The organism is Paenibacillus silvestris (assembly GCF_009882985.1).
GTDB classification, from domain to species: domain Bacteria; phylum Bacillota; class Bacilli; order Paenibacillales; family NBRC-103111; genus Paenibacillus_E; species Paenibacillus_E silvestris.
Map to the genome: position 1 here is coordinate 651,374 of NZ_WTUZ01000010.1, position 21,316 is coordinate 672,689.

The following is a 21,316-nucleotide window of genomic DNA, read 5'->3' on the forward strand; positions in this document are numbered from 1 at the left end:
ACTTATTGTTCTAGGAACATAAAGAATTTGACTGGAGCCTTTGATTTAATAATTGAAGAATGGTTAGCTTTTGAAAAATAAGTTTTAGACTGATCTATTAAAAGAAACAGCGGCAGAACAAGACTTCAAAAATAAAGTCTTAGACTGCCGCTGTTGTTATTCAACTAACGTTTCTCGTTAGCGTAACATAAAAGCCATCTCTATTCAGTTTTAGGGTTTGTAAATAAACCGATAATTTCTATAATCCCTGCTTCAGCAACACGTCTTGGTCCCTCCATGAAATATCCTTTAAGACCTACTTTAATATCATGAATATGTCTTTCCTCTCGCGCTTTAGGAAACATTATCCACATTCTGGCGGTGCCTGATTCTAATACAGAACGTGTCTCATTAATAATTATGTCTCCGTTCTCATCTTCGAACTCAGGGTGGATGACTCTCAACTCAATCCCTGTCTCTAAAAAATCCCCTTCTAAAGCAAAATCACTTCTATATCCTTGTCTAGGAAGTATTTTCCTACCTCCTTCTTCTTGCGTAAAAAATCTACTCTTCACTTAAAATCAGGTGGAAATCGGCAATTTACTTCATTTGATATCCACAAGTGTGTACCCAAAAAACGTATTTATGAAGTTATTCTAAGCATTAGAATTATTCGCTTTATTTGTAACTATTCTGCCCCTTAGTTGAATAGCAAAAAAGAGACCCACAGCAACGGGCTGAGGGTCTCAGGTTTATATTTAAAAGGGGGGCAGTTTTATTATAGGCTTGATTCATTAAAGCCATATGAAAATAAGATTTCATTCTTGTTACATCTACTCAAATAACGTTCTTTCGTTAGTTCAACGATCAGACTATGATATCGCAGCTGTAGAGTTTATGGACCGTCAAAAATCCATTTTTCCTTCTCAGTCGTTGGTGTCCCTTTGTAGAGAGAGTTATCTCCTTTGAACCATGCCATTTTCAATTTATCTTCCAAAGAGTATGTGACGATGTAGTAATCATCCTTGGGGTGTGCCTTACCTTTATCCAGATCTTTAAACGGTGTTAGACTCTTACTCGAAGATTCAATTGAAATTACCACTGCCCCTTTATTTTTAATGTAGTTTGCAATTTCAGATCTATGTTTCTGGTCTTTAGCTATGAGTACAAACACCACAGATAAAATTAATAACACTACCATTATTGGTGAAAGTGTCCACTGAACTCTTTCACTAAAAATAGGTTTTGATTGTTGGAAACGAAGCATTAAAAAAACACTAAACAGGATAATTATAATAAAGACAGCAACGGAAATTTTTCCGTATAAAGGTAACAAATTCAATCTCTCCCGATGTTTTCATGTGTCTAAATTATACCATAGTATTAGAGTTCTAACATTTTTTTTGTTTACCTCTTCATCTAAAATTGATGTGTCTGCAGAAGAGTTTGAGCAATAACGTATTAGCGTAAACTGTCCGTTACTTTAATAATGAAATAAAAAAGAGCTGCTTCAGTGCAGCTCATGCGTTATACTTTCTCGTTAGCTCAGTCAACTTTCCTGCATGAAAGCCTTATAATCTTGTTCGTATGACAATTTTGTTTCTTCATACGTTGGAACATCAATCATCTCAACATTTTTTATATTCAAGTCTAAAAAATCTTTTGCAAGTATTCTCACATTTTTCTTAATCTCATCAATGTCCCACGATTTAGATAATTTCGTCCACATATCAATATATACAGGTTTATAACCATCAATATTCGAAGGGGCAAAATGAGAAACTTGTCTGGAAACATCTTCTAAATTTCTTGGGTAAATGAAAGAGTAATGAGTATCTTTGTTTCCACTTATGAAATTTTCAATATCGTCACAATATTCTTTATCATCGCCTATAATATCCATATCGTATCTCAATAGGTTTTTTAAACCTGTCTCGGTTGTAAGTTCAAAATAACCTAGATAGTTTTTTTGATCTTGATCAGAATAAAGTGCAATTTCATCATTACAACTCTTGATGCAGAATCCATAAACTCCATACCAAAATGACCAATGTCGAACTCGGACATATATAGTTTGAATATTAATCCCTCCCGTCTAGTTTTAGGAGTTATCGTAACTACACCACGACAATAAACCACATTTTAACATAATTAACTGAAGATAACTGCCCGTTAGATTCCTGTAGATGGATAAATTTCAGCTTTGTAAAAAAACGAGCGCCTCGGTACGATGGGGTTACGCACGAGGTCATTGCCTAAAAAATCCCATCCATGAAGGCGCTCTACTATGAAGTTTAAATCACAAGATAAGCAAAATCAACTCATTGAAAATCATTATCTTTAACCAGTTGGCGTAGACATTGCTCAGGAAGCCCAAAAAGAAAACCGCGACAATACACACTCTAAAAACGACAAAAAAGATGCTTTAGTTATTGCCGACATAGTGAAAAAAAGCTACTCCCCCCTTGTCCGCTTCCATTCTTCCGAATACGAGGAGCTCCTAGCATTCATCTTAAAACACCGCAGGAATTGCCCCCACCTCAAATGCACACAATACTAGTGCTTCAAAATAACTCTAAAGGTGGTAAACTATCATGTCAGCAAACAACCAACAACAAGAAAATCACTTAAAAGATCAAAAAGATAACAAACCAAATCAAGGTAGCAGGAAAAAGAAGAAGTAGCTATATCGTTACTGCTATTCGTTACTGATATTGAATTACATTGGTTTTATAATAGGAAAAAAGCCCGAGGATACGTTTCCACGGGCTTCTACTCATTCATCTATCATTCACTCCGATTCCGTTCAAGTTCCTTCTGCTGGGCATCGAGCTTATTTGTTATGTCACTAATTCTTGTCTCAAGCCAATCCTTCGTATACACTTTCAACAGGGCATCCTTCGATAAGTCAATCGCATTCAAAATGATTTCGATTTCACCCTCGTTTAAATACGCGTTATTATCGTTTAACATAAGTTCAACCTCCTCGAACAATTAATCTCATTATTCCCACCTTTTATCATCCTTAAAACTTGCTTCTTCGACACCAGACACAGAAAAGCACCCGAATCATTTCAGGTGCCTACTCTCATGTGCGTTCTATTCTATTACGTTAACTACTCTACATCTACGCCTGCTCCTCATCCACCACAACTGAATCACGAATCTGCTCAAAAGAAACAGGCGTGTAATCCAATTGTTCCACACTCACATTGTAATAATGCCGCCCCTCATATTTCTGACCATGAATATGGCCATGAACGTTCAAATAGGGCATTTGTTTATTCATATACATCGGCTCATGGGAGAGAAAAAAGAAATTCATATAAATGAGAGGATACTCACTTACCTCATCGAAGCCAGCTTCAAGCCACCAGGTTCTCGGTCTCCCCCGATCGTGATTACCGAGGATGAGGATTTTGTACCCGTTCAGCTGTGAAACAATCTCCTGAGTGCGCTCTTTATTCAAAAAAGAAAAGTCGCCTAAATGAAAAATTTTGTCCTCCTTACGGACGACCGCATTCCATTTGGCAATCATATTCGATGTCATTTCGTCAACATCTGAGAAGGGTCTGTTTTCGAAGTCAATGATGTTTTTATGACCAAAATGATGATCTGAAATAAAATAAGTTGTAGACATTTCACAACTCCCCTTCGATTCAATTTCCGACGACTTTCCTACGGTCCCTCCACCCATACGACCAAATTAATGTACATATTGGCAAAGCCCAAAGAAACGGCGCATAACTGACGTATTGCTCAACTGGCACTCCTACAATTGTTCCACATACAATGGCCAGCATATTCCAAGGAATCATAGCAGCCAAAATGAGACTAGAATCGGCGACAACTCTGGCAAGCTGACTGCGCGGGAAGCGTTCTTCCCAGAAGGGTAACAAACTCCTGCCTGACATCATGATCGGAAGGGTTTGTGTGCACGAAACCATGCCGAGTCCTAAGCCAAATAAGGCGGTTCGAAAAGTAGCTGCGAATAAGGAAGTCGAGCTACCTCCCAATAATTTTTGCATATAAGCCTCTAAAACTCGATTTTCCTCTAAAATACCATTGAACGCTCCTGCAAGTCCGATAAGTACAATTAGCTCAACCATATTGAACAAACCTTTGGTTTGCAGCGAGTCAAACAGACTGGAATGGTATCCAAACCACATCGCATGCAGCCACTGATTCCAAGTAACTCCTTGAAAAATAATGCCAATTCCTATTGCACTAGCGATGGAAAGGAGAAATCCGTTTCTGGTTTTAAACCTCAGGAGAATCGAAAGTAATAATAGGAGCACAGGCAATAACAACCAAATGCTATAGTTAAAACCAGTACCAAATTGCTCGCGAAGCAAATCTTTTTCCCCGTGATGCCACTCGCGACTCATATCGCAAAACAAGAAAAAAGCGAATGTGATACATCCAGCCCCAATCGTAGTTGGCAGCAGCGCTTTAAATAAGTCTTTGACGGAAACACCTGTAGAAGATGCTACAAGACGGTTTGCACTTGAAAAAGGCGAAGTTCGATCGCCTACAAAAGCGCCGGAAACAAGGGCCCCTGCAACCATCGGCAATGGGATTTGGAGCAGCAAAGCAAGACCAATTAGTGGTATTCCAACCGAGCTTAGCGTTCCCGTAGAGGTGCCAAGCAGCATGGAAATACACACAGAAAGAACAAATGAAAATGTAAGAAAGAAGCTAGGATCCACAACTCGAAGTCCTAGATCAATCATATAGGGAATAGTCCCGCTAGCTGTCCATGTTGGGATTACAACGCCAACTAATGCGAGAATCCACATGACCTCTTTGGTATGCTTGATACCCTCCCACATACTTCGCAGGATGCCCCTGAAGGCGGCTCCGCTTCGCCAAACGATGACTACCAATGTTATCAGTCCAAATGAAAAACCTATCGCCAGAGCGATATGCAGCACATATGCGGCAGCGAGTCCAAGAATAGTAATAAGTATCGTTACGCCAAGTTGTCTATTCGTTAACATGTGTTATTTTATCCTAACATCTCTCGAATCGTAGTCAGGGTCTCTTGGATGGCTTGCTTCAGCGGCTCGGACTCTCCTTGATATGGATGCACAGAACCAAAGGTGTGATTGCCCTCAGGAATTCGGATCCACTGGATAGCTGGATTATGTTCGACCATCTGTTTTGAGCCTCGAATGAGCCTCTCTCCATCCTCAGTGCCTTGAATTAACACAATTGGGAACGCTGCGCCGCTAATTCTGCCTATAATATCAAAACGCCCCCTATTGCTTTCCATATCTTCAAGGATTTCAAGATCTAATGGCATATTTTGCTTCGTACGACCGTTTAACGTGAATGTTCTTCCAGCTGTGCGCATCTCTTTTTTATTATCCTCTGTCAGCAGATCGACATTTGAAATGCCATTCCAGCTAATGACACCGGCAATTTGATCGGGATGATCGAGCGCGTAAATCAGGCAGACCCCCGCACCTCTGCTATGGCCCATAAGCAGGATCGGTTTCTCCCCGGCAGCAGAACCAGCAAAACTTTCGCTGCGCCGAATGTCCTTCACAACTTCATCCAAATCTTCAAGATCTCTGGAATAGGTAGCACGTGCGAACTTCTCAAGCTCTGTAAAATCAAGCAGGTCCTCGCCAACGCCATTGTGAGAGAAATTGATTGCCAACACGTTTACATCAGCGGCTAACGAGTGCGCCACATATGGAAACATTCCCCAGTTTTTAAACCCTTTGTACCCATGACAAATGATAATTGTCCCCAGAGCCGGCTGTGACGCCGCTCCATAGAAATCTCCTCTGACAATCCGATTCTCTGCTATATGTAGCTCAAATGCCTTACCTTCACTTGGTTGCATAAGTTAACCTCCCTCTCCTAAGTACTGCTATATTTTAACACAAATGCAATTCTGACAGATGATGTCGATCAATTGTTCATAAATTTATGGCAATTAGCAAAAACTTGACTGTGGCGTTTATTCTGCAATTCAAATGTGGACCGCTACTAAAATCAATTCAGGAGGAAGCTTACCTATGCATCATGCCCGAGCAACTCGCTTGCTCCGAACGTTGATCTGCACCCTGTTGCTTTCTGTGATGTCCGTTAGTTCGTTATGTCCTGGCCATTCCTATGTCCAAGCCCTTAGCTCTCCGGAAACGACGAATATGAATACTTTCCTGCTGGTTGTCCAGGCATCGCCTCATGCAGCCTACCGATCAGAATCATCTTTTGAAAATAAAAAGTTACAACGAGAAATTGAGCAACTAACTGCTGGGCCTGCTTATACCGAAGCATTGCCGCCTGATACCACCCTCATCTATCACAAAAAGGGGCAGACGTTAAACTACGGCGTCACGGTAAACGGAGAGTTGGTTGATCCTATGACCAAATCGATCTATGCAGTGTCGACTAGCGTTCAAGAAACGCTTCGCACACAAGTTCAAGCGCTTAGAGCCCAGCACTATGGCGAAATCCTAACTTGGCAAGACGCAAGCGAAGTCATCCCTAAATATAGTAAATTCACGATTACCGACGTGGAAAGCGGCCTTAGCTTTGAAGGGCAGCGACGCGCAGGCTCCAGCCATGCGGATGTCCAGCCGCTGACGAAGAGCGACTCAGCGACGCTCAAAACGATTTATGGCGGCGCCTGGAGCTGGGACCGCAAAGCGGTCCTCGTAAGGTTCAACGGCCGCACGCTGGCCGGCTCCATGCACGGCATGCCGCATGGCGGAGACGGCATTCCCGGAAATGACTTCGATGGTCATTTCTGTATTCACTTCCTCGGGAGTGTGACGCACGGCTCCCACTCCTCGGATCCGGCGCACCAGGTCATGGTGCACCGGGCAGCCGGCTTGCTGACGTCCTACATCAGCAAGCTTTCGCCTTGGGCGCTGATTGACGTCTGGATCAGCGGCGCCAACCAAGGTGACCTGCAGCTGCTGCAGGTCACCACAGGGCAAGAACAGGCGATGCACGTGCGCAGCATGCGCCGCCTGTCCAAGTTCCCGGAGCGGGACGTATCCCAGCTCCTTGAGCTTGAGGCTGCGGTCGACGTTACGGTTACACCGGCACGTGCTTCCGCGCCTGCACACAGGCGTATGCTCTTTCGGCTCGAAAGAGCATCGCTTGATTCGCGCTGGTACATTCGCAGCGCGGTCATGCAATGACAAAAGCCCGTTCACTCTCCCATGAAACGAGAGTGAACGGGCTTTTGATTTTACTGCTGCGGCTGACCAGACGCCTTGCGCAGCTCATTGGCTAAGCGATTGAATTCCGCTCGAGCTGGAAGTGAAGTTGTCGCTTCATAGCCAGCAGACAGAAAAGGTATGATGACATTGGCATCATGCGTAGAGAGTGGATAGGTCACAGGTGGCAGCGTGTTCCACCAGCCTTCACTACCGTACGATTCGTCATGATCGATCTGGATACCATTCTCTGAAACATCATTCAAATATTGATAAATGTTTATGAAAGTAGATTTTTTACCTCCGCTCCAAGCGTAGGTTTGCCAAAACCGCGAGCAGGCCCCTGCCTTCTTCACGGCTTCCATAACCGCATACGATCCATATACCCCTGTGGTGTACTCTGGGGTCGCTTCACTTGCCGCTCGGATGTAGGCAACTACCGTAGCCATTTGAGCGCTTGTCGCGTCAAAATCGACGGCAAAATATATACAGCTTCCTGCGGGCTGTCCCAGTTGATGAGCCACCTGTACTGCGGTAGCCCCGTCAGCTAATCCTGCATTTCTTCCGCCGAGAGCTCGACTTGCCGTAGTTTCGAAAACAGATACGATTTCCAAACCTGCTTGGCTAATCCGCTGCGCTTCACTTTTCGTTAAAGCCTTATACCCGCTCGGGACGAGATATCTGGCCACAAACGAGTATCCATCTTTGACGAAAGCTGCGGCGGTTTGCGCCGTTAAAGGTGTTGAACAATCAAAACCTTTAGTCACTTTCTATCACCTAATTTCTACTAGTTTGTTACATCATATGCTCGTAGACAATAGATTGCTACACTTCAAATGAGTTGCTTATTAAAGGAAAGTAACAAAAGGCTCTTACCTAAGAAGGTAAAAGCCTTTTTGTTCAGGACTCCAGTTTTTTTACGGTTCCGAATCGTTTGGCGTTTCTAGCGCGGGCACGCTCAACTTCGATTTCTCGATCGCGCGGCTCTGCATTAGTTACTAGTGAATCCATTAATTGACGTGCAGCCAGCGTTATCTCATTAACAGCTCGGTTGAAAGCTTCCTCATTGGCCTTGGAAGGTGCGGTGAAACCAGAAATTTTTCTAACGAATTGTAGAGATGCTGCCTGAATCTCAGTATCTGTAGCTACTGGGTTGAAATTAAAAAGCGGCTTTATATTACGGCACATAACAAGCAGCTCCTTTGCAAGTTTTTTTGAATGATTGATCGTAAGATAATGTTATAAAAATAAAATAACATGCGCTGACGACTCTTACCAACTAATTTACAAAATAAGATATACAAGCATAAAAAAATCACATAGCACAAATACTTTACCAATATAACCTAATTATGAAAGAGGACCCCGATGTTCGTTACGATCATTTTATACCTGGTTCTGTTAGTTGAGATCGTCTTCTTGGTCTTCTCATGGCCCAAACTTAGGCGTAGACTTCACGCCATTGAACTGATAGCGATTATTATGTTCGCCTCGGTCATGCTGCAGCAATCCATCTATATCATTGACATCAATTTGAATTTAAAAGATATATCCGAACAGCCGATGGATGTCACTATGATGAGAATCAGTCAAATTATTATTTTTCCAATGATCATAGCTTGGCATTTTTATTACATGACAAATGTGAAGAGAATGCAGGGCAGACGTCTACTGAGCCTACTTATTTGCGCCCTTGTATTATCTTTTATAACATTCCTGTTTAAGAGCCTCGGTTACTTGCATTATACGGGTTGGAAAGGATTGTATAACATTCTGGCCTACGCAGGTATTCTCATACTGACTGAAATGTTCGATTGGCTATTGCAGCTATATCCATTACGCAAGAATGGAGGTAGCGCATCATGATATTAGTCCCACCCGAACCCTTCGATCGGAATGAATGGTTCATTATTGCAGCCTCGCTGGTATCCATGTTGGTTATGCTGCTTTTAAAGCGGCGGTTTCCGTCGATCGTGATTTGGTATGTGTTCCTGTTCAACTTCTATCTTGGACTTGTGGTCGATTTGAGCATAGCCACGACGCCACTGGACTTGTATGATGTCAATGACTCAATCAAGTATGAATGGTTCGATGTTATTTTGTATATGTTCTGCTACCCACCTTCCGCCTATGTGATCATTTACTTCTATGATCGATGGAATATAAAAGGGATGAGACTCGTCCTGTATCTGATTGTCTGCGCCCTAATTACAACGGGCCTAGAGGGACTATCCGTATGGGCTGGCGTATTTCATTACAAAGGCTGGAGGCTTGTCTATTCCTTCCCCGTATATATTGCCGTCTACCTGATGAATATCGGCATGCTGAAGTTCATACGCAAGCATTTAGGTAGGGATTACAAACATGAACCGTGACATTGTTAATCTGATCTGCTTGCGAGGCATTCAAAACACAAGCCCCTCATTTCCATCAGAATCATGATGAGAATGAGAGGCTTGTTTCATGTCTAGAAATAACAAAAACCCTTATAAATCAAGGGTTTTGATCGTATGGGCCCAGAGGGACTCGAACCCCCGACCAATCGGTTATGAGCCGACCGCTCTAACCAACTGAGCTATAGGCCCAAATAAAATTTGGTTGCGGGGGCAGGATTTGAACCTGCGGCCTTCGGGTTATGAGCCCGACGAGCTACCGAGCTGCTCCACCCCGCGTCATGTGTGCCGCTCAACAGCGACAAAAATAAATATACACTAAGCGCGAGTGGTAAGTCAAGCGTTAATTTTTAGATAAAATGCAGGAAATTACGTATTGTAACGAACGCCGAAACGTCCCTTCTTCGACTTGAAAACTTCTACTTCTTGTGGACACTCATACCCGTAAATCCACCAGTCTTCTTCCATTCTTTTCGCCAGACAGCCCGCTTGAAACTTGGAATCATATAATTTTGCCCAATATATCCAGTTCATCGCAATCACTCCGTTTTATTTGAATCGATAAACCTATCTTATCCAAAACTAGGCAGACTTATGAGTCACACCTTATGAACATCCTGACTGCGCAATAAAAACAAAAAAACCACTTAGCGGTGCCTCATGCACCACCAAGCGGTTTATCCATAAACGCATTATTGTTTGAAAGATGTCAGGAAACGTTTGACCGTTTCTCCAAATTCGTTCGTAAATGTTTCATATACTTTGACTTGAATCGGAAAGTCTAGTTGACTAGATCTTGCATTAAAGTCAATGGTGTTCGAACCACTGTACATTCTTCCTTCACCTGATAAGTCTGTCGTCGTTTTCCCAATCGGATTACCGACATTATCAAAGAGTTCGAAGGAAAGTTTGCTGTTAAACTTATCCACTGTCACCTGTTTATCCGTTTGGATGTCCAGATCCAATTTCAACTTGTAATCGAATGACAATGCAGCAAGATAAATAGCTGTGAGGCTCCAGTCCCTAATCGTGATCTCGTACGGGTATACGTTAAGAACTTTACTCGTCAGATCATTTGTTTGAACGGGTACTTTCGCCGTTGCGAGCAATGATTTGTACGTCGTCTCACCGCTTGCCTGCTGGCTGTAAAGGTTCATCTTCAAGCCCTCGCCTGTTTCTGAAGCAGGAAGAGAATAGGAGTAGCTGACAACATAGGAAGCCTTAGGAACAACGCTAAGAGCTGTCTCCGCCTGTCTTTTGCCTCCATAAGCATAACCGTCTTTACTTACAAGCTCGGTTTGAATCGCTGGAATAGGAATCGGACGATCGCTGTTATTGGTTAGTTTAAATTTGGCCACTGCTGTATTGAACCCATCATCTTCATTGTTTGTGACATGCAGCTCAACGAGCGACACATCGACATTCGACGGCACAAATTTATTCGTTGAGTCGAGCTTGACTGGCGTTCCTAACGTGTAGGTTGGAGCCGGAATAACACCTTGTGTGGCTGCTCCGATAGGAAGTAAAATGTTCGCACGCCCTACACGGTAAGTTTCTTCTTGTATTTTGCCATCGCCCTGCAAGGCGAAGAAACTCTCAGGCGTCACGACATTCAAACTCGTGAATTCTGCGTCCAAATCGGTTGGGATGACAATATGGATATACTTTTTCTCACCTGGATCAAGCACAACGGTAGCTTCCGCACGATTCCCAGAATATACCTTGCTTTCTGTTTTTCCGTCGATTCCGAAATTCGGAACTGTTAGACGTTCATTCGTTGGATTTACTACTTGAATTTGCACAACCGTCGATACGCCTTTGGCTGTGATTTCCTTATGGATATCCACAGGGATGAAACCTACAGATGACCTCAGAGATGGCAGTGTGAAAGCCTCGCCCCACTTCAGAAGTGCGGAAGATTTGGTGATCGTGCTGTCACTGCCTTTCCACACAAGCGCCGTGTCAACTGGTAGGCTCAGCAGTGTTGTCTCTTTTTTGGGATACACTTCCATATCAACATCTACAAAGCTAAGCTCGCTAAGTTCAGCATCATCACTACGTTCTACATTCGTCAGAAAACTAATCTCTTGCTGTGTCTTTGGCAGAATAGATTTTGGATTTCTAGCACTTGGTTGCAGCGTATATTCAATACCATCCGCCATACGAACGCGCAATTCAAAATCAGGCACACGCGTTATTTTATCAGTTGTATTTTTGATGCGAATGACTGCTCCTAGCTTCGTTGTATCCGTTTCATGCTCGTTGAGAATGCTTTTAATCTCCACTTCAACTTTATCTGTCAGCGAATAGCTGGTGTTCGTACTTGTTTGAGCGAAAACTGCCGAGCTCACACCCTCCGCAGCCCATGCAGGAAAAGAAGCGGTAGTTAAAAGTGCAGCGGATAGTACAATGGTGGCAAGCGATCTCTTCATTTTCTTATTCACGTAGTTCTCCTCCTTGAGCCCCTGCTAGTTGCTCACTTTAATTTTATCTTGATCTTTGAGCTGGTGCTGTCCAGAAATTACGAGCATCTCGCCTTCCTTAACACCAGATAACACTTCTTGATTTGTTTCATTTAAACGACCAAGTCCAACTTTGCGTTTCTGAACCGTTTCACCATTTACGATATAAACAAAGCTGTCACCGCCTTCGCGGACGATGCTAAGACTCGGGATAACCGGTACGATTTGCTCATCATCTTTGGTAAGCTCGACTTGAGCTTTGGATCCCGGTTTCAACTTGCCATCAGGATTCGGGACCTCTAACTCCAGATCATAAGCCTTCGATTGTCCATTGATCACATCAGATAAATACGTTACTTTAGCGCTGGCTTTGTCCGTAACGCCGGGTATGTAGAAAATAAGTTCACCTTTCCCTCGAACGAGAGCCGCCGATGCTTCAGTCAGTTGGGACTTAATTTTAATCGGATTCGTCTGCTGCACTTCACCGACGCGGCCGCCTGGCGCTAAAGTTTCACCAACTGTCACGTTAAGGTCCGTTATCACACCGGAAGTAGGCGCTTTTACATCGAGATTACTTAGTGTTCTATCGATGCTGCGCGCGCTGACCTGTGCTGACTCTAAGCTAGTTTCCACTTGCGCAAGTGAATTCGTTTCTTGCGCAGTTTTCAGGGATCTACGTGCGCTCTCCAGATCTTTTTTCATATTCGTTAGAGCTGTTTCGGCCTGTTCTAACTGCGTTTTCGTTGCCGTACCTAGATCGTATTCATTACGAGCCTTATTATAGGCTTTCTCAAGATCGCTAACGGCTGTCTCTAGTTTCGAAACCGCGTCTTTGGCATCTGCAATGCCATTGGATGTCTTCTGTTTGGCTTCGACAAGTCCAGCCTGAGCCCCCTTAATACTCACAGCATTCAAGTCTTTTTGAATCAAAACATCGGTCGGATCCAAGCGGAACAGCACTTCGCCTTTTTCAACTTTATCTCCGCGCTTCTTAAGAATTTCAATAACTTCCCCACCGGACTTTGCTACCACATCCAATTGGACGGAAGAAACAATGTCTCCTACTTGCTCAACGGGATTACCAATTTTTTGTTTGGTAATTTTAGCCGTCTTCACGACCTTAACCCCTTGCTCGGCAGCGTTTGCCGGCGTTGCGCTTGGGCTTGCAGCAGGTGATGCGGAACATCCTGCGAATATCGCCGCGCTGAGCGCGACGACACCGAATAACTTGGCACTTTGCTTAATTGTAAACAACTGACGTTTCATATTCATTTTCTCCTTTTCCCCAATTCAGCTTATTGAAGCGCAGATGGTGCTTGCTCCGATTGTATGGATGATGATTTCCCTTTTCTATTGAACCAACGGCGATCTTTCTTTTTAAATAAAAACTCATACATAATCGGTACAATAACAAGTGTTAACAACGTTGACGTTGTAAGGCCCCCAATAACAACGACCGCCAATCCTTTGGAAATGATGGTTCCTTTGGATAAGCCTAATCCCAGTGGCAAGAGAGCAATAATCGTTGCACCTGCCGTCATAATGATTGGTCTTAAACGTGTAATCCCTGCCTCAATAAGTGCGTCACGAATGGAATAGTCTTGCTCCCTAAGCTGCTGTACACGGTCTACGAGTACAATCGCGTTAGTTACAACGATACCAATCAACATGAGGAACCCGATGAGTGAAGTAACGTTGATGGATTCGCCTGTAATCAGGAGCCCTAGAAGTCCCCCAATTGCCGCAAGTGGCAGTGAGAAAAGAATAGCTAGCGGCGCTCGCGCGTTACCAAATGCGATTACCATGACGATGTAAACAATGAAAATGGATGCAAAGATCGCGATAAACATTTGCATAAAACTTCTGTTGATATCATCTGAAACCCCTTTGACTTCACGAGAGACCCCAGACGGCAGCTCCAGCTTCGCCAATTCAGCCGTTATTTTTTGGCTTACGCCGCCTTTATCCGTGCTATCAATTTTTGCTTTCACACTTACAATTTGTTCTTCATCTTCACGACTAATGCTGTTTGGTGCGTCAATTTGCTCGATACGAGCGATTTCATTTAACTGAATCGTTTGACCCGTTGGCGTTTTAACCAGGAATGTACCTAGTTTATCCACGGAATTTTTGTAAATCGGATTGAGCATAACTTTGGTTGCATAAGTTACATTATTAAACTTCAAATCTCCCAGCTTTTCTTCCGCAATCCAAGAATTAACAGCTTGCAAAATTTGCGCTGAAGATAGTCCATATAAACGCGCCTTGTTCTGATCAACTGTAATCTCAACTTCGGTTTTGGAATCACTCAAACTATCTTCGATATCATTCAATTCTGGAAATTCTTTCAGCTTTTCTTTTACCATCTGTGCGGCTTGCTGGAGATACAGCTGGTCATCACCTTTGAGCGAGTAAGAAAAGTCAGCACCTGTTGATGTTGGAGGTCCACCCGTAAACAACTGAACGTTGACTTCCGAGCCAGGAGGCATCAATTTCAACATGTCTTCTTTGTAGGTTTTGACAGCCTCTGTCGCATCCGTGTCTGCGGTTAGTTCAAAGAACATCATTGCTCTATACGCATACCGATCGCTGCTTTGGATATAACCTACTAGAGTCTCGATATATTTGAAAGCAGGATTGCCCAATTTATCTTTATGCTGTTTCAAATCTTTTTCAAGCTCTTTGGATTTTTCATTCATCATCTCAATGGATGTTTCGCGAGGCATTTTGATATCAATGGCACCCTGTTTAACAGCTTCACTGTTTGGCATGAAGGCCACCGCTAAATTCGGAACAGTAATAACAATAGAAAGAATAAGAGCTACACCGGCTATCAAAAGCGTTTTGATGCGGTTATTCAGAGACCAGATGAGTGCTTTTTTATATTTCTCACCCATAGGACCAACATGATTCTCATCGTGATTGGTAAGTTTCTTGGAATTAAGCACCATTAACTTCGCCAACATTGGGATAACAGTTAAAGCAACAATTAAGGAAGATAATAATGCTACAACCAGCGTAATTGCAAAAGGACGGAAGACTTCCCCGACAACCCCGCTTACGAAGCCGATCGGACCAAATACACCTACTGTTGTAATCGTTGAGGAAGTAATCGCACTCGATACTTGTTTAGTTGCTAACCGAATAACGGATTCGTTACGCTGTTGAGCAATTTGCAGCTGACTATAAATATTTTCAATAACAACGATACTGTCGTCAACTACCCTACCAACCGCGATCGCCATACCGCCAAGTGTCATGATATTCAGTGAAATTCCCAGTGGCCCCATGACTAACAACGTGACGAGAATGGATAGAGGAATGGAAACGAGTACGATCAATGTCATCCGTATATTACGAAGGAACAGTAAGATCATGACCGATGCCAGAATTGCGCCTAAACCGCCTTCTTGCACCATTCCGTGTATAGAATCTTTAATATCGTTGGCTGAATTATAAATTTTGTGGAACTTGACGCCAGGCAGTGTCTGCGTCCACTCTGTCATTAGCTTATCTGCGCTATCTGCAAATTCTACCGCATTCGCAGCTTTGGTTTTGTACAGAAGCACACCGATCGCTGGTTTATCGTCTAATCTGGCAATAAACTTGGATTCGCTAATGGCTTCAACTTTAGCAATTTGCTTAAGAAGCAGAGTATCGCCTGTTTTCGTAGTGATTTTCAAATTGTCTAAATTGTAGATGCTATCCATTTCACCTTTGACGCGAACCATCTGCTGGTTACCATTGAAATCTACTGTACCTGCTGGACTAGATACCAATGCTGCCTTAATCGCTCCAGAAACATCTGCCGGCGTTAAGCCGTAATTGTTAATCGCTGGCGCATCCATCTTAATCGTGAGCACAGCGTCCTGGTTACCGACAGAGTCTACATGGTCGACCCCTTTAAGCCCATTTAAGCCTGGTAAAATTGTATCCTTGTACGCATTATCCAGCTCTGCTTGGTTCATACTCTCGTCGCCGTATACAGCTAAGTAGTAAACTGGTTCGGATGCGAATCCGGCTGTTAACACTTTCGGCTTCTCAGAGCCCTGCGGAAGCTTCACATTGGAAATCAGACTCTCAACGTCCTTCTTGACGTCTTCAGGCTTCTTATCCTGATCCAGCTCCAAAATAATTTGTGAGTAATTATCCTGCGAGCTTGAGCTGAGCGTTTTTAGCCCGTCTAATCCTGCTACCGCCTTTTCGAGCGGCTTCGTAATTTCGTCTAGCACATCCTTTGGAGGCGCTACGTATGTAGTACTTACAATGACGACCGGAAAAGTAATGTCTGGAAAGCTTTCTACCTTGAGCGTCGTTGTGGAATACGTCCCACCTACGACCAACAGCAGCATGAGGATGAAAATCGCTGCTACATTTTTCATTGAAAACTCGGTTAACTTAATCATTCTCACTTCTCCCCTATCACCAGCTTTAATACTCTGAAATGCTCACTCAACCATCATACTTGGAATTTCTTAACAAAACATAAAATAGTATTGAAAATTTTATGTTTTTTTTTTCGGTCTGGATTTATTATATCTCGCACTATGTATAAAAACAGGTGAGTGAAGTCATATTTCAGTCATATATTGGTCATAAATAGGGCAATCCAATTATGACTTCTTATGACTGAACGCAAAAAAAGGGCTGCTCATAGGTTTTTACAGACCATTTGAGACAACCCTTGAAGTATGTTTAATCTGTTGTAATAAACCAATCGGCTTTCTGAGAAGCAATTAATTTTCTCTGCCCTTGGAACTCGTCGTATACACTAAGTGTATATTTCTCTAAAAATTTAGTATTAAAAATAAGTCCGGGATCCGAAATCGAAATTTTGAAATTCTCTCTTTTCCCTAGTCGAATCTTCGTATCTTCATCGGCAGTTGAATCTCCATTGAAGACATCAAAGTCTTTAAAATCAAATTTTTTCTCAAAACGTTTAAGACCGCCACCATCCTCGAAGACAAGGAGTAAGTTATGACCTTCGGTATTAATTTCCGTCAACTTCTCTTTTGTTAACTCGTAGTTGAATTTGAGTGTAAATACTTGATTCTCAATACTCGTCGCAATTTTATCAATACTAATGGAATAAGGGAATAAGTCCACGTTTTTAAGTGTAGTTGCCACTTTCGTATTCTCCGCTGGCAGCGAATACGAAACTGGATTAACGTAGGAATCAGCTACTGCCTTGTCGCCTTCCGATAGCTTGCCATCCGTTACGGCTTCACCGAGGAGTAAGCTCATATTCTCCGTAGAAAAACCTTTCGGCACAGGCGCCCAGACGTTAAGCAGCGCTTTTCCTGATGGTGAAACTTTGTTCTTCACTTCCGCAACAGAAGCAGGGAATACTGTACCGTCTGGCGACCGGAAATTCGCGACAAGCTTGGATGCGTTCGTGAATCTTTTCTCTAAATTTGTCACTTCAACCATTGCTGAGTACATGATACTCGTTTTGTCCTCATAGGTCGATACGTTCCTAATCGCATATTTCGCTTTACGCCCAACGTCTGTCGACGAATAGGTTTCGCCCAGTCCAACGGTAGGAACTGCTTGAAGCTCAGCTTGTGTCGAGAACTCCAGCACGTCAGTTGCTGCAGTACTCGTAGTACCCGTAGTGTCTGTACCCGTAGCTGGTGCCTCTCCCTCGTTCTCTTGGAGTACAAGCTTCACGTGAGAGAATTCATACGTATACGGTAATTTGCCAGCTAGCTGCAGATTAATGCTTGTACCTGCACCAAGCCCAATCACTTTAGCCGTCTGGATAAGCTTCGCATCGATTTTGACCGCATCGTCCAGCAGGAAGTAACCAGACAACTTCGGAATTGGAAGCGACTCATCTCCCTTATTGCTAAGAACTAAATCGGCTGTCAATAAATCTTGATCCTCCCAAGGTAGGCGATGAAGGCCGCCAAGCTGAGCTGTGTAAACGCCCGACTTATTGGTGAAAGAATACTCCTTGCCAATGGATCCGCCTTCCTGAGAACTTACTGCTGGTAGTTGAAAATTAGCTACAGCTACATTAAGTTTCAAATCCGCAATCGTGTCCGCAACAGCCAGCTGCCAAGCATCCGCGGTTACCGCTACTGGAATGGAACCGGAGAGTTGAATTTCCTTGCTCTCTTTGGGATTAATTTTCAAATCTTTCAGACCTTTGGCTTCCAAGGGATACAGGAGACCATCCTGTGTCCTTATTGAGAATAAGTAAGCTGGAATAGTCACAGCATGACTACCTGCATTCTCTAGCGTCAAGTAGACAGTGGGAACATGGTATTTTTCATTTTTGTTGCTAATGAACTTTTTAATAGACGCATGTACTTCAACGCCGCCAACTGAAATAGTGCCTGTACCATCAGAAGGAATGACATCTGTATAATTATCCGGTACGGCTACCTCACCAAGCACCCGTTCGAAATTCGTTTGGCTGAAATCCCACTTGATGAATTGCACAACGAGGTCCTGCAGGTTCGTACTTGGATTCACCGTCGCATAGAACGTTAAATCGGTTGTAGAACCGGGGGCTACCCGGTTCTTATCTTTATCAGCAGGCAGCAAGCGCGCTGAGTATTGATTGCCAGATTTACTCTTTAACCTAGCCCAGTAATCAATAAATTGCAGTTCACTGCTGCCTTCGTTATGAATGGTAATCGTGAAAGTCGCGATTTTTCCACTTTGATCAGGTAAGACATGAATTTGTTTTAATTCAAAATAACTGTTATTGGTAATCGGCACCTTACCTATCGCCATCGTTATCGCGGTTGGATTGCTATCTGCCCAAACGGGCGTCATAGCACCAAATGCCATCGTAGCAGACAAAGCAATAGTAGCCGCATATTTATAACCGAACTTGATCCTCATGTTGTGTTTTGCCTCCTTCATGGATTGTAAATATCATCATAGAGTTGAGCTTTTTAACCGGCAGGCACAGCTTGCATAGACATAGGATTCGGCATTTGACCTGGATTTTCCTTCATTTGCTTCAACATCGCATCGCCTTGGGTTTGCCACTCTTTGAGCCCCTCACGAGCTGTCGTTTTCCCTTGTAAAACGTTATTAAACATTTGGTGCCCAATTTCTTGGACTTGGTAAATGTTCGGCTTATCACGATAAATCTTCATGTTATTATCCGATGGCGCAGGAATGACATTATAGAAAGCTTCCATGTGGAAGTCCAAGCCGTCTTTAGGCTTCAAATACTTGGAACGGGCAACTAAGTTATAAGAGCTGTATGATTTTAATTTTGCCCAGTCATCGCCATTCACGAATTTAATGAACTTCCAGGCATCTTCAGGATTCTGTGCTTTTGCGTTAATCCCCATAATACCATTCATATAAATGGAACCGCCTACTCCTTTCGCTTCAGGATGAGAAGGAATTGTTACAACGTCCCAATCAATAGGTGTAAATCCTTTGTAGCTGGCAGCATTTTTGTTCGCATTCGTAATTTGTTGGATTTGTCCATAATTAATAATTCCCATGGCCAAGCGGTTCGACATGAAATCGTCATAGGCAAAAGGATTTTCTTGATCGAATTTCCGATTCATCCCCTTCTGTGGATCCATCAGCTCAGGGAACACATTATCTTTTTGCAGCTGCGCCATTTTCGTCCATACTTTTTCCCACTGATCCGTATCCACCGTCATCTTCTCTCCAGCATCATCAAACATTTTGAGTTGAAGGGGAGCAGTGTACATTTGCAAGCCATAGAACAAATCACCTTGAGCTTGTGTTGAGAATGAGAAACCGTTCAAACGGTTTTCCCCTTCGCCTTTGGTAAGCCGTTTGGAAAGGTCAAATATCTCATCCCACGTCATACCATCTTTCGGAAAATCAACCCCAGCATCTGTGAACATTTTCTTATTATAAATCAAGGCAGAAGACGAGAACGTTGGTGCAAGTGCATACAACTTACCGCTGCCAGCATTCTTAATACCGTCAATGACAGCAGGTACAATTCCGGTTGTATCGAATTTATCTTTGGTAATTAGCGGATCCAACTGAGTCAGCATATTGCTTTCAATGATGTCTGGCAGCTGCTCATAACCAACCATTACAACATCAGGAGGATTATCTCCCTGCATTACCTCTTTCAGCTTCTCCATTGGATCTGGCATTTTCTCGCCAGGCTGTACGCCGCCGTACCGATACTTGTCGTCCATCGTTGGAATCATTTCAATCTTAATATTCGGGTTCGCGAACTCAAAAATTTCCGTAAACTGTTGTCTGAAATACTCATCATCGCCGAAACCCATAGAGGTAGCGATCTTGAGCACCCGCTCCTGTTTATCGTCAGCTTTCTCCCCCTTTGTGCAAGCAACTGCAAGGGGTACGACCATGGCCAGGGTCAAAGATGTAGCGACCATTTTACGTGTAATTAATTTCATTTGGATTTACCTCCGTCAGCATGTGAATTCATTTCCTTGCCCCCATAAGCCGGCATGGCTTTTGGCGCTTTAATCATAATTTTCTCCCCATCAAACTCCATGGTTGCTTTGCCCTCGATTTGCAAGGCATTCAGATAAGCTTTCGGAACTTGCAAGCGTCCTGCTCGGTCCAATACAACGAACTCTTCATGATCCTTATTCGCAAACCCGCCTGAAATACCATTCGTGCCTACAAGTGACGGACTCCTCGCAATAAACTCTGAGCTAGTCATACCATCCCTGATGGCAACGACTCTCCCCACTTTCCCAGCCATGGATAAATCATGGGTAACAATGACGATCGTAACCCCCAATTCTTTATTCAGCCGCTGAAAAATATGAAGTATCATATCCGCTGTTTTCGAATCTACGGACCCCGTAGGTTCATCGGCGAGCAGCAGCCTTGGACGGTTTGCCAGTGAAATGGCAATGGCTACACGCTGCTGTTCGCCTCCTGACAGCTCTTGCAGTTTATTGTTCAGTCGATGGCTAAGCCCAACCCATTCCAGCAATTGCTTGGCATAGGCGGGATCATACTTCCCGCTGAGCATCATCGGCATTTCTACATTCTCGAGCGCAGTTAAATATGAAACGAGATTTCGGGCATTATTTTGCCAGATGAAGCCGACGGTATGCCGCTTGTATTCAACTAGCTGCTTATCTGTGATTTTCAATAAATCCCAATCGCCAACTTTCACTTGACCTGCGGAAGGACGATCTAGGCCACCTAAAATGTTCAACAATGTGGACTTGCCGCTTCCGCTGTTCCCGATAATGGCCATGAGTTCACCAGCGTCAATTTGGATGTTCAATCCTTGCAAAGCGACAACTTCAACTTCGTCTGATTTATAAATTTTGACTAAACCATCACAAGTAATCAT

At 43.3% G+C, this 21,316-nt stretch carries 19 protein-coding genes, 2 tRNA genes and 1 pseudogene; 4 read left to right on the top strand and 18 right to left on the bottom strand.

All coding sequences use genetic code 11. The features are described 5' to 3' along the window. Nucleotides 1-200: 200 nt before the first annotated feature. The 3 genes from GQF01_RS06495 to GQF01_RS06505 all read right to left on the bottom strand — a co-directional run bounded on the left by GQF01_RS06495 (nt 201) and on the right by GQF01_RS06505 (nt 1,882). Nucleotides 201-554, bottom strand: coding sequence for a hypothetical protein (locus GQF01_RS06495; protein ID WP_235959049.1), 354 nt, complete (start codon nt 552-554; stop codon nt 201-203). Between the two features lie 320 nt (nt 555-874). Next, complete coding sequence (locus tag GQF01_RS06500) at nt 875-1,315, bottom strand: hypothetical protein (protein ID WP_161405997.1); 441 nt, start codon at nt 1,313-1,315, stop codon at nt 875-877. A 213-nt stretch (nt 1,316-1,528) separates the two neighbouring features. Continuing rightward, on the bottom strand, nt 1,529-1,882 hold the full coding sequence (locus GQF01_RS06505; protein ID WP_161405998.1) for a hypothetical protein: 354 nt from the start codon (nt 1,880-1,882) through the stop codon (nt 1,529-1,531). A gap of 384 nt (nt 1,883-2,266) precedes the next feature. Here GQF01_RS06505 and GQF01_RS37145 point away from each other — a divergent pair. Next, nucleotides 2,267-2,479: pseudogene (locus tag GQF01_RS37145) on the top strand (hypothetical protein); the annotation flags it as partial. Between the two features lie 287 nt (nt 2,480-2,766). Here GQF01_RS37145 and GQF01_RS06510 read toward each other — a convergent pair. The 4 genes from GQF01_RS06510 to GQF01_RS06525 all read right to left on the bottom strand — a co-directional run bounded on the left by GQF01_RS06510 (nt 2,767) and on the right by GQF01_RS06525 (nt 5,833). Continuing rightward, a complete protein-coding gene (locus GQF01_RS06510) occupies nt 2,767-2,952 on the bottom strand; it encodes a hypothetical protein (RefSeq protein WP_161405999.1) in 186 nt (61 codons plus the stop codon). A gap of 154 nt (nt 2,953-3,106) precedes the next feature. Beyond that, complete coding sequence (locus GQF01_RS06515; protein ID WP_161406000.1) at nt 3,107-3,619, bottom strand: metallophosphoesterase; 513 nt, start codon at nt 3,617-3,619, stop codon at nt 3,107-3,109. A 19-nt stretch (nt 3,620-3,638) separates the two neighbouring features. Beyond that, entirely contained in the window at nt 3,639-4,979 is a 1,341-nt protein-coding gene (locus GQF01_RS06520; RefSeq protein ID WP_161406001.1) for a Na+/H+ antiporter NhaC family protein, read from the bottom strand. Nucleotides 4,980-4,987: 8 nt separating this feature from the next. Then, nucleotides 4,988-5,833, bottom strand: coding sequence for an alpha/beta hydrolase family protein (locus tag GQF01_RS06525; protein ID WP_161406002.1), 846 nt, complete (start codon nt 5,831-5,833; stop codon nt 4,988-4,990). Between the two features lie 175 nt (nt 5,834-6,008). On the opposite strand from GQF01_RS06525, the gene GQF01_RS06530 reads away from it, so the two are divergent. Further along, the gene (locus GQF01_RS06530; RefSeq protein WP_161406003.1) at nt 6,009-7,142 is read left to right on the top strand and encodes a hypothetical protein; all 1,134 of its coding nucleotides are present in this window, start codon (nt 6,009-6,011) and stop codon (nt 7,140-7,142) included. A 50-nt stretch (nt 7,143-7,192) separates the two neighbouring features. Here GQF01_RS06530 and GQF01_RS06535 read toward each other — a convergent pair whose 3' ends face one another. Both GQF01_RS06535 and GQF01_RS06540 read right to left on the bottom strand, forming a co-directional pair. Next, complete coding sequence (locus tag GQF01_RS06535) at nt 7,193-7,927, bottom strand: DUF1906 domain-containing protein (protein ID WP_161406004.1); 735 nt, start codon at nt 7,925-7,927, stop codon at nt 7,193-7,195. A gap of 133 nt (nt 7,928-8,060) precedes the next feature. Then, nucleotides 8,061-8,348, bottom strand: coding sequence for a DUF2277 domain-containing protein (locus tag GQF01_RS06540; RefSeq protein ID WP_161406005.1), 288 nt, complete (start codon nt 8,346-8,348; stop codon nt 8,061-8,063). Nucleotides 8,349-8,528: 180 nt separating this feature from the next. Here GQF01_RS06540 and GQF01_RS06545 point away from each other — a divergent pair, with 180 nt between their 5' ends. Further along, nucleotides 8,529-9,026, top strand: coding sequence for a hypothetical protein (locus tag GQF01_RS06545; protein WP_161406006.1), 498 nt, complete (start codon nt 8,529-8,531; stop codon nt 9,024-9,026). Continuing rightward, nucleotides 9,023-9,535 (top strand): hypothetical protein, encoded by a 513-nt coding sequence (locus GQF01_RS06550; RefSeq protein ID WP_161406007.1) that lies wholly within the window; start codon nt 9,023-9,025, stop codon nt 9,533-9,535. Before GQF01_RS06545 ends, GQF01_RS06550 begins: the two co-directional genes overlap by 4 nt. A gap of 136 nt (nt 9,536-9,671) precedes the next feature. Here GQF01_RS06550 and GQF01_RS06555 read toward each other — a convergent pair. The 9 genes from GQF01_RS06555 to GQF01_RS06590 all read right to left on the bottom strand — a co-directional run bounded on the left by GQF01_RS06555 (nt 9,672) and on the right by GQF01_RS06590 (nt 21,316). Further along, a tRNA-Ile gene (locus GQF01_RS06555) sits at nt 9,672-9,745 on the bottom strand. Between the two features lie 10 nt (nt 9,746-9,755). Then, nucleotides 9,756-9,832, bottom strand: a tRNA-Met gene (locus tag GQF01_RS06560). A gap of 90 nt (nt 9,833-9,922) precedes the next feature. Then, complete coding sequence (locus tag GQF01_RS35880; RefSeq protein WP_164484139.1) at nt 9,923-10,087, bottom strand: hypothetical protein; 165 nt, start codon at nt 10,085-10,087, stop codon at nt 9,923-9,925. A gap of 158 nt (nt 10,088-10,245) precedes the next feature. Further along, nucleotides 10,246-11,997: a hypothetical protein gene (locus GQF01_RS06565; RefSeq protein WP_161406008.1), complete on the bottom strand. Its 1,752-nt coding sequence runs from the start codon at nt 11,995-11,997 to the stop codon at nt 10,246-10,248. A gap of 24 nt (nt 11,998-12,021) precedes the next feature. Further along, entirely contained in the window at nt 12,022-13,281 is a 1,260-nt protein-coding gene (locus GQF01_RS06570) for an efflux RND transporter periplasmic adaptor subunit (RefSeq protein WP_235959052.1), read from the bottom strand. 29 nt (nt 13,282-13,310) lie between these two features. Next, on the bottom strand, nt 13,311-16,421 hold the full coding sequence (locus GQF01_RS06575; RefSeq protein ID WP_161406010.1) for an efflux RND transporter permease subunit: 3,111 nt from the start codon (nt 16,419-16,421) through the stop codon (nt 13,311-13,313). Nucleotides 16,422-16,710: 289 nt separating this feature from the next. Further along, complete coding sequence (locus GQF01_RS06580) at nt 16,711-18,870, bottom strand: hypothetical protein (protein WP_161406011.1); 2,160 nt, start codon at nt 18,868-18,870, stop codon at nt 16,711-16,713. A 53-nt stretch (nt 18,871-18,923) separates the two neighbouring features. Further along, complete coding sequence (locus GQF01_RS06585) at nt 18,924-20,396, bottom strand: ABC transporter substrate-binding protein (protein ID WP_161406012.1); 1,473 nt, start codon at nt 20,394-20,396, stop codon at nt 18,924-18,926. Beyond that, entirely contained in the window at nt 20,393-21,316 is a 924-nt protein-coding gene (locus GQF01_RS06590; RefSeq protein WP_161406013.1) for an ABC transporter ATP-binding protein, read from the bottom strand. The genes GQF01_RS06585 and GQF01_RS06590 overlap by 4 nt, the downstream gene beginning before the upstream one ends.

Bases quoted from the DNA above. Each gene is read 5' to 3' on its own strand.
- GQF01_RS06505 (WP_161405998.1), bottom strand. From the start codon at position 1,882: ATGGATATTATAGGCGATGATAAAGAATATTGTGACGATATTGAAAAT.
- GQF01_RS06510 (WP_161405999.1), bottom strand. From the start codon at position 2,952: ATGTTAAACGATAATAACGCGTATTTAAACGAGGGTGAAATCGAAATC.
- GQF01_RS06515 (WP_161406000.1), bottom strand. From the start codon at position 3,619: ATGTCTACAACTTATTTTATTTCAGATCATCATTTTGGTCATAAAAAC.
- GQF01_RS06520 (WP_161406001.1), bottom strand. From the start codon at position 4,979: ATGTTAACGAATAGACAACTTGGCGTAACGATACTTATTACTATTCTT.
- GQF01_RS06525 (WP_161406002.1), bottom strand. From the start codon at position 5,833: ATGCAACCAAGTGAAGGTAAGGCATTTGAGCTACATATAGCAGAGAAT.
- GQF01_RS06530 (WP_161406003.1), top strand. From the start codon at position 6,009: ATGCATCATGCCCGAGCAACTCGCTTGCTCCGAACGTTGATCTGCACC.
- GQF01_RS06540 (WP_161406005.1), bottom strand. From the start codon at position 8,348: ATGTGCCGTAATATAAAGCCGCTTTTTAATTTCAACCCAGTAGCTACA.
- GQF01_RS06545 (WP_161406006.1), top strand. From the start codon at position 8,529: ATGTTCGTTACGATCATTTTATACCTGGTTCTGTTAGTTGAGATCGTC.
- GQF01_RS06550 (WP_161406007.1), top strand. From the start codon at position 9,023: ATGATATTAGTCCCACCCGAACCCTTCGATCGGAATGAATGGTTCATT.
- GQF01_RS35880 (WP_164484139.1), bottom strand. From the start codon at position 10,087: ATGAACTGGATATATTGGGCAAAATTATATGATTCCAAGTTTCAAGCG.
- GQF01_RS06570 (WP_235959052.1), bottom strand. From the start codon at position 13,281: ATGAAACGTCAGTTGTTTACAATTAAGCAAAGTGCCAAGTTATTCGGT.
- GQF01_RS06575 (WP_161406010.1), bottom strand. From the start codon at position 16,421: ATGATTAAGTTAACCGAGTTTTCAATGAAAAATGTAGCAGCGATTTTC.
- GQF01_RS06580 (WP_161406011.1), bottom strand. From the start codon at position 18,870: ATGAGGATCAAGTTCGGTTATAAATATGCGGCTACTATTGCTTTGTCT.
- GQF01_RS06585 (WP_161406012.1), bottom strand. From the start codon at position 20,396: ATGAAATTAATTACACGTAAAATGGTCGCTACATCTTTGACCCTGGCC.
- GQF01_RS06590 (WP_161406013.1), bottom strand. From the start codon at position 21,316: ATGATTACTTGTGATGGTTTAGTCAAAATTTATAAATCAGACGAAGTT.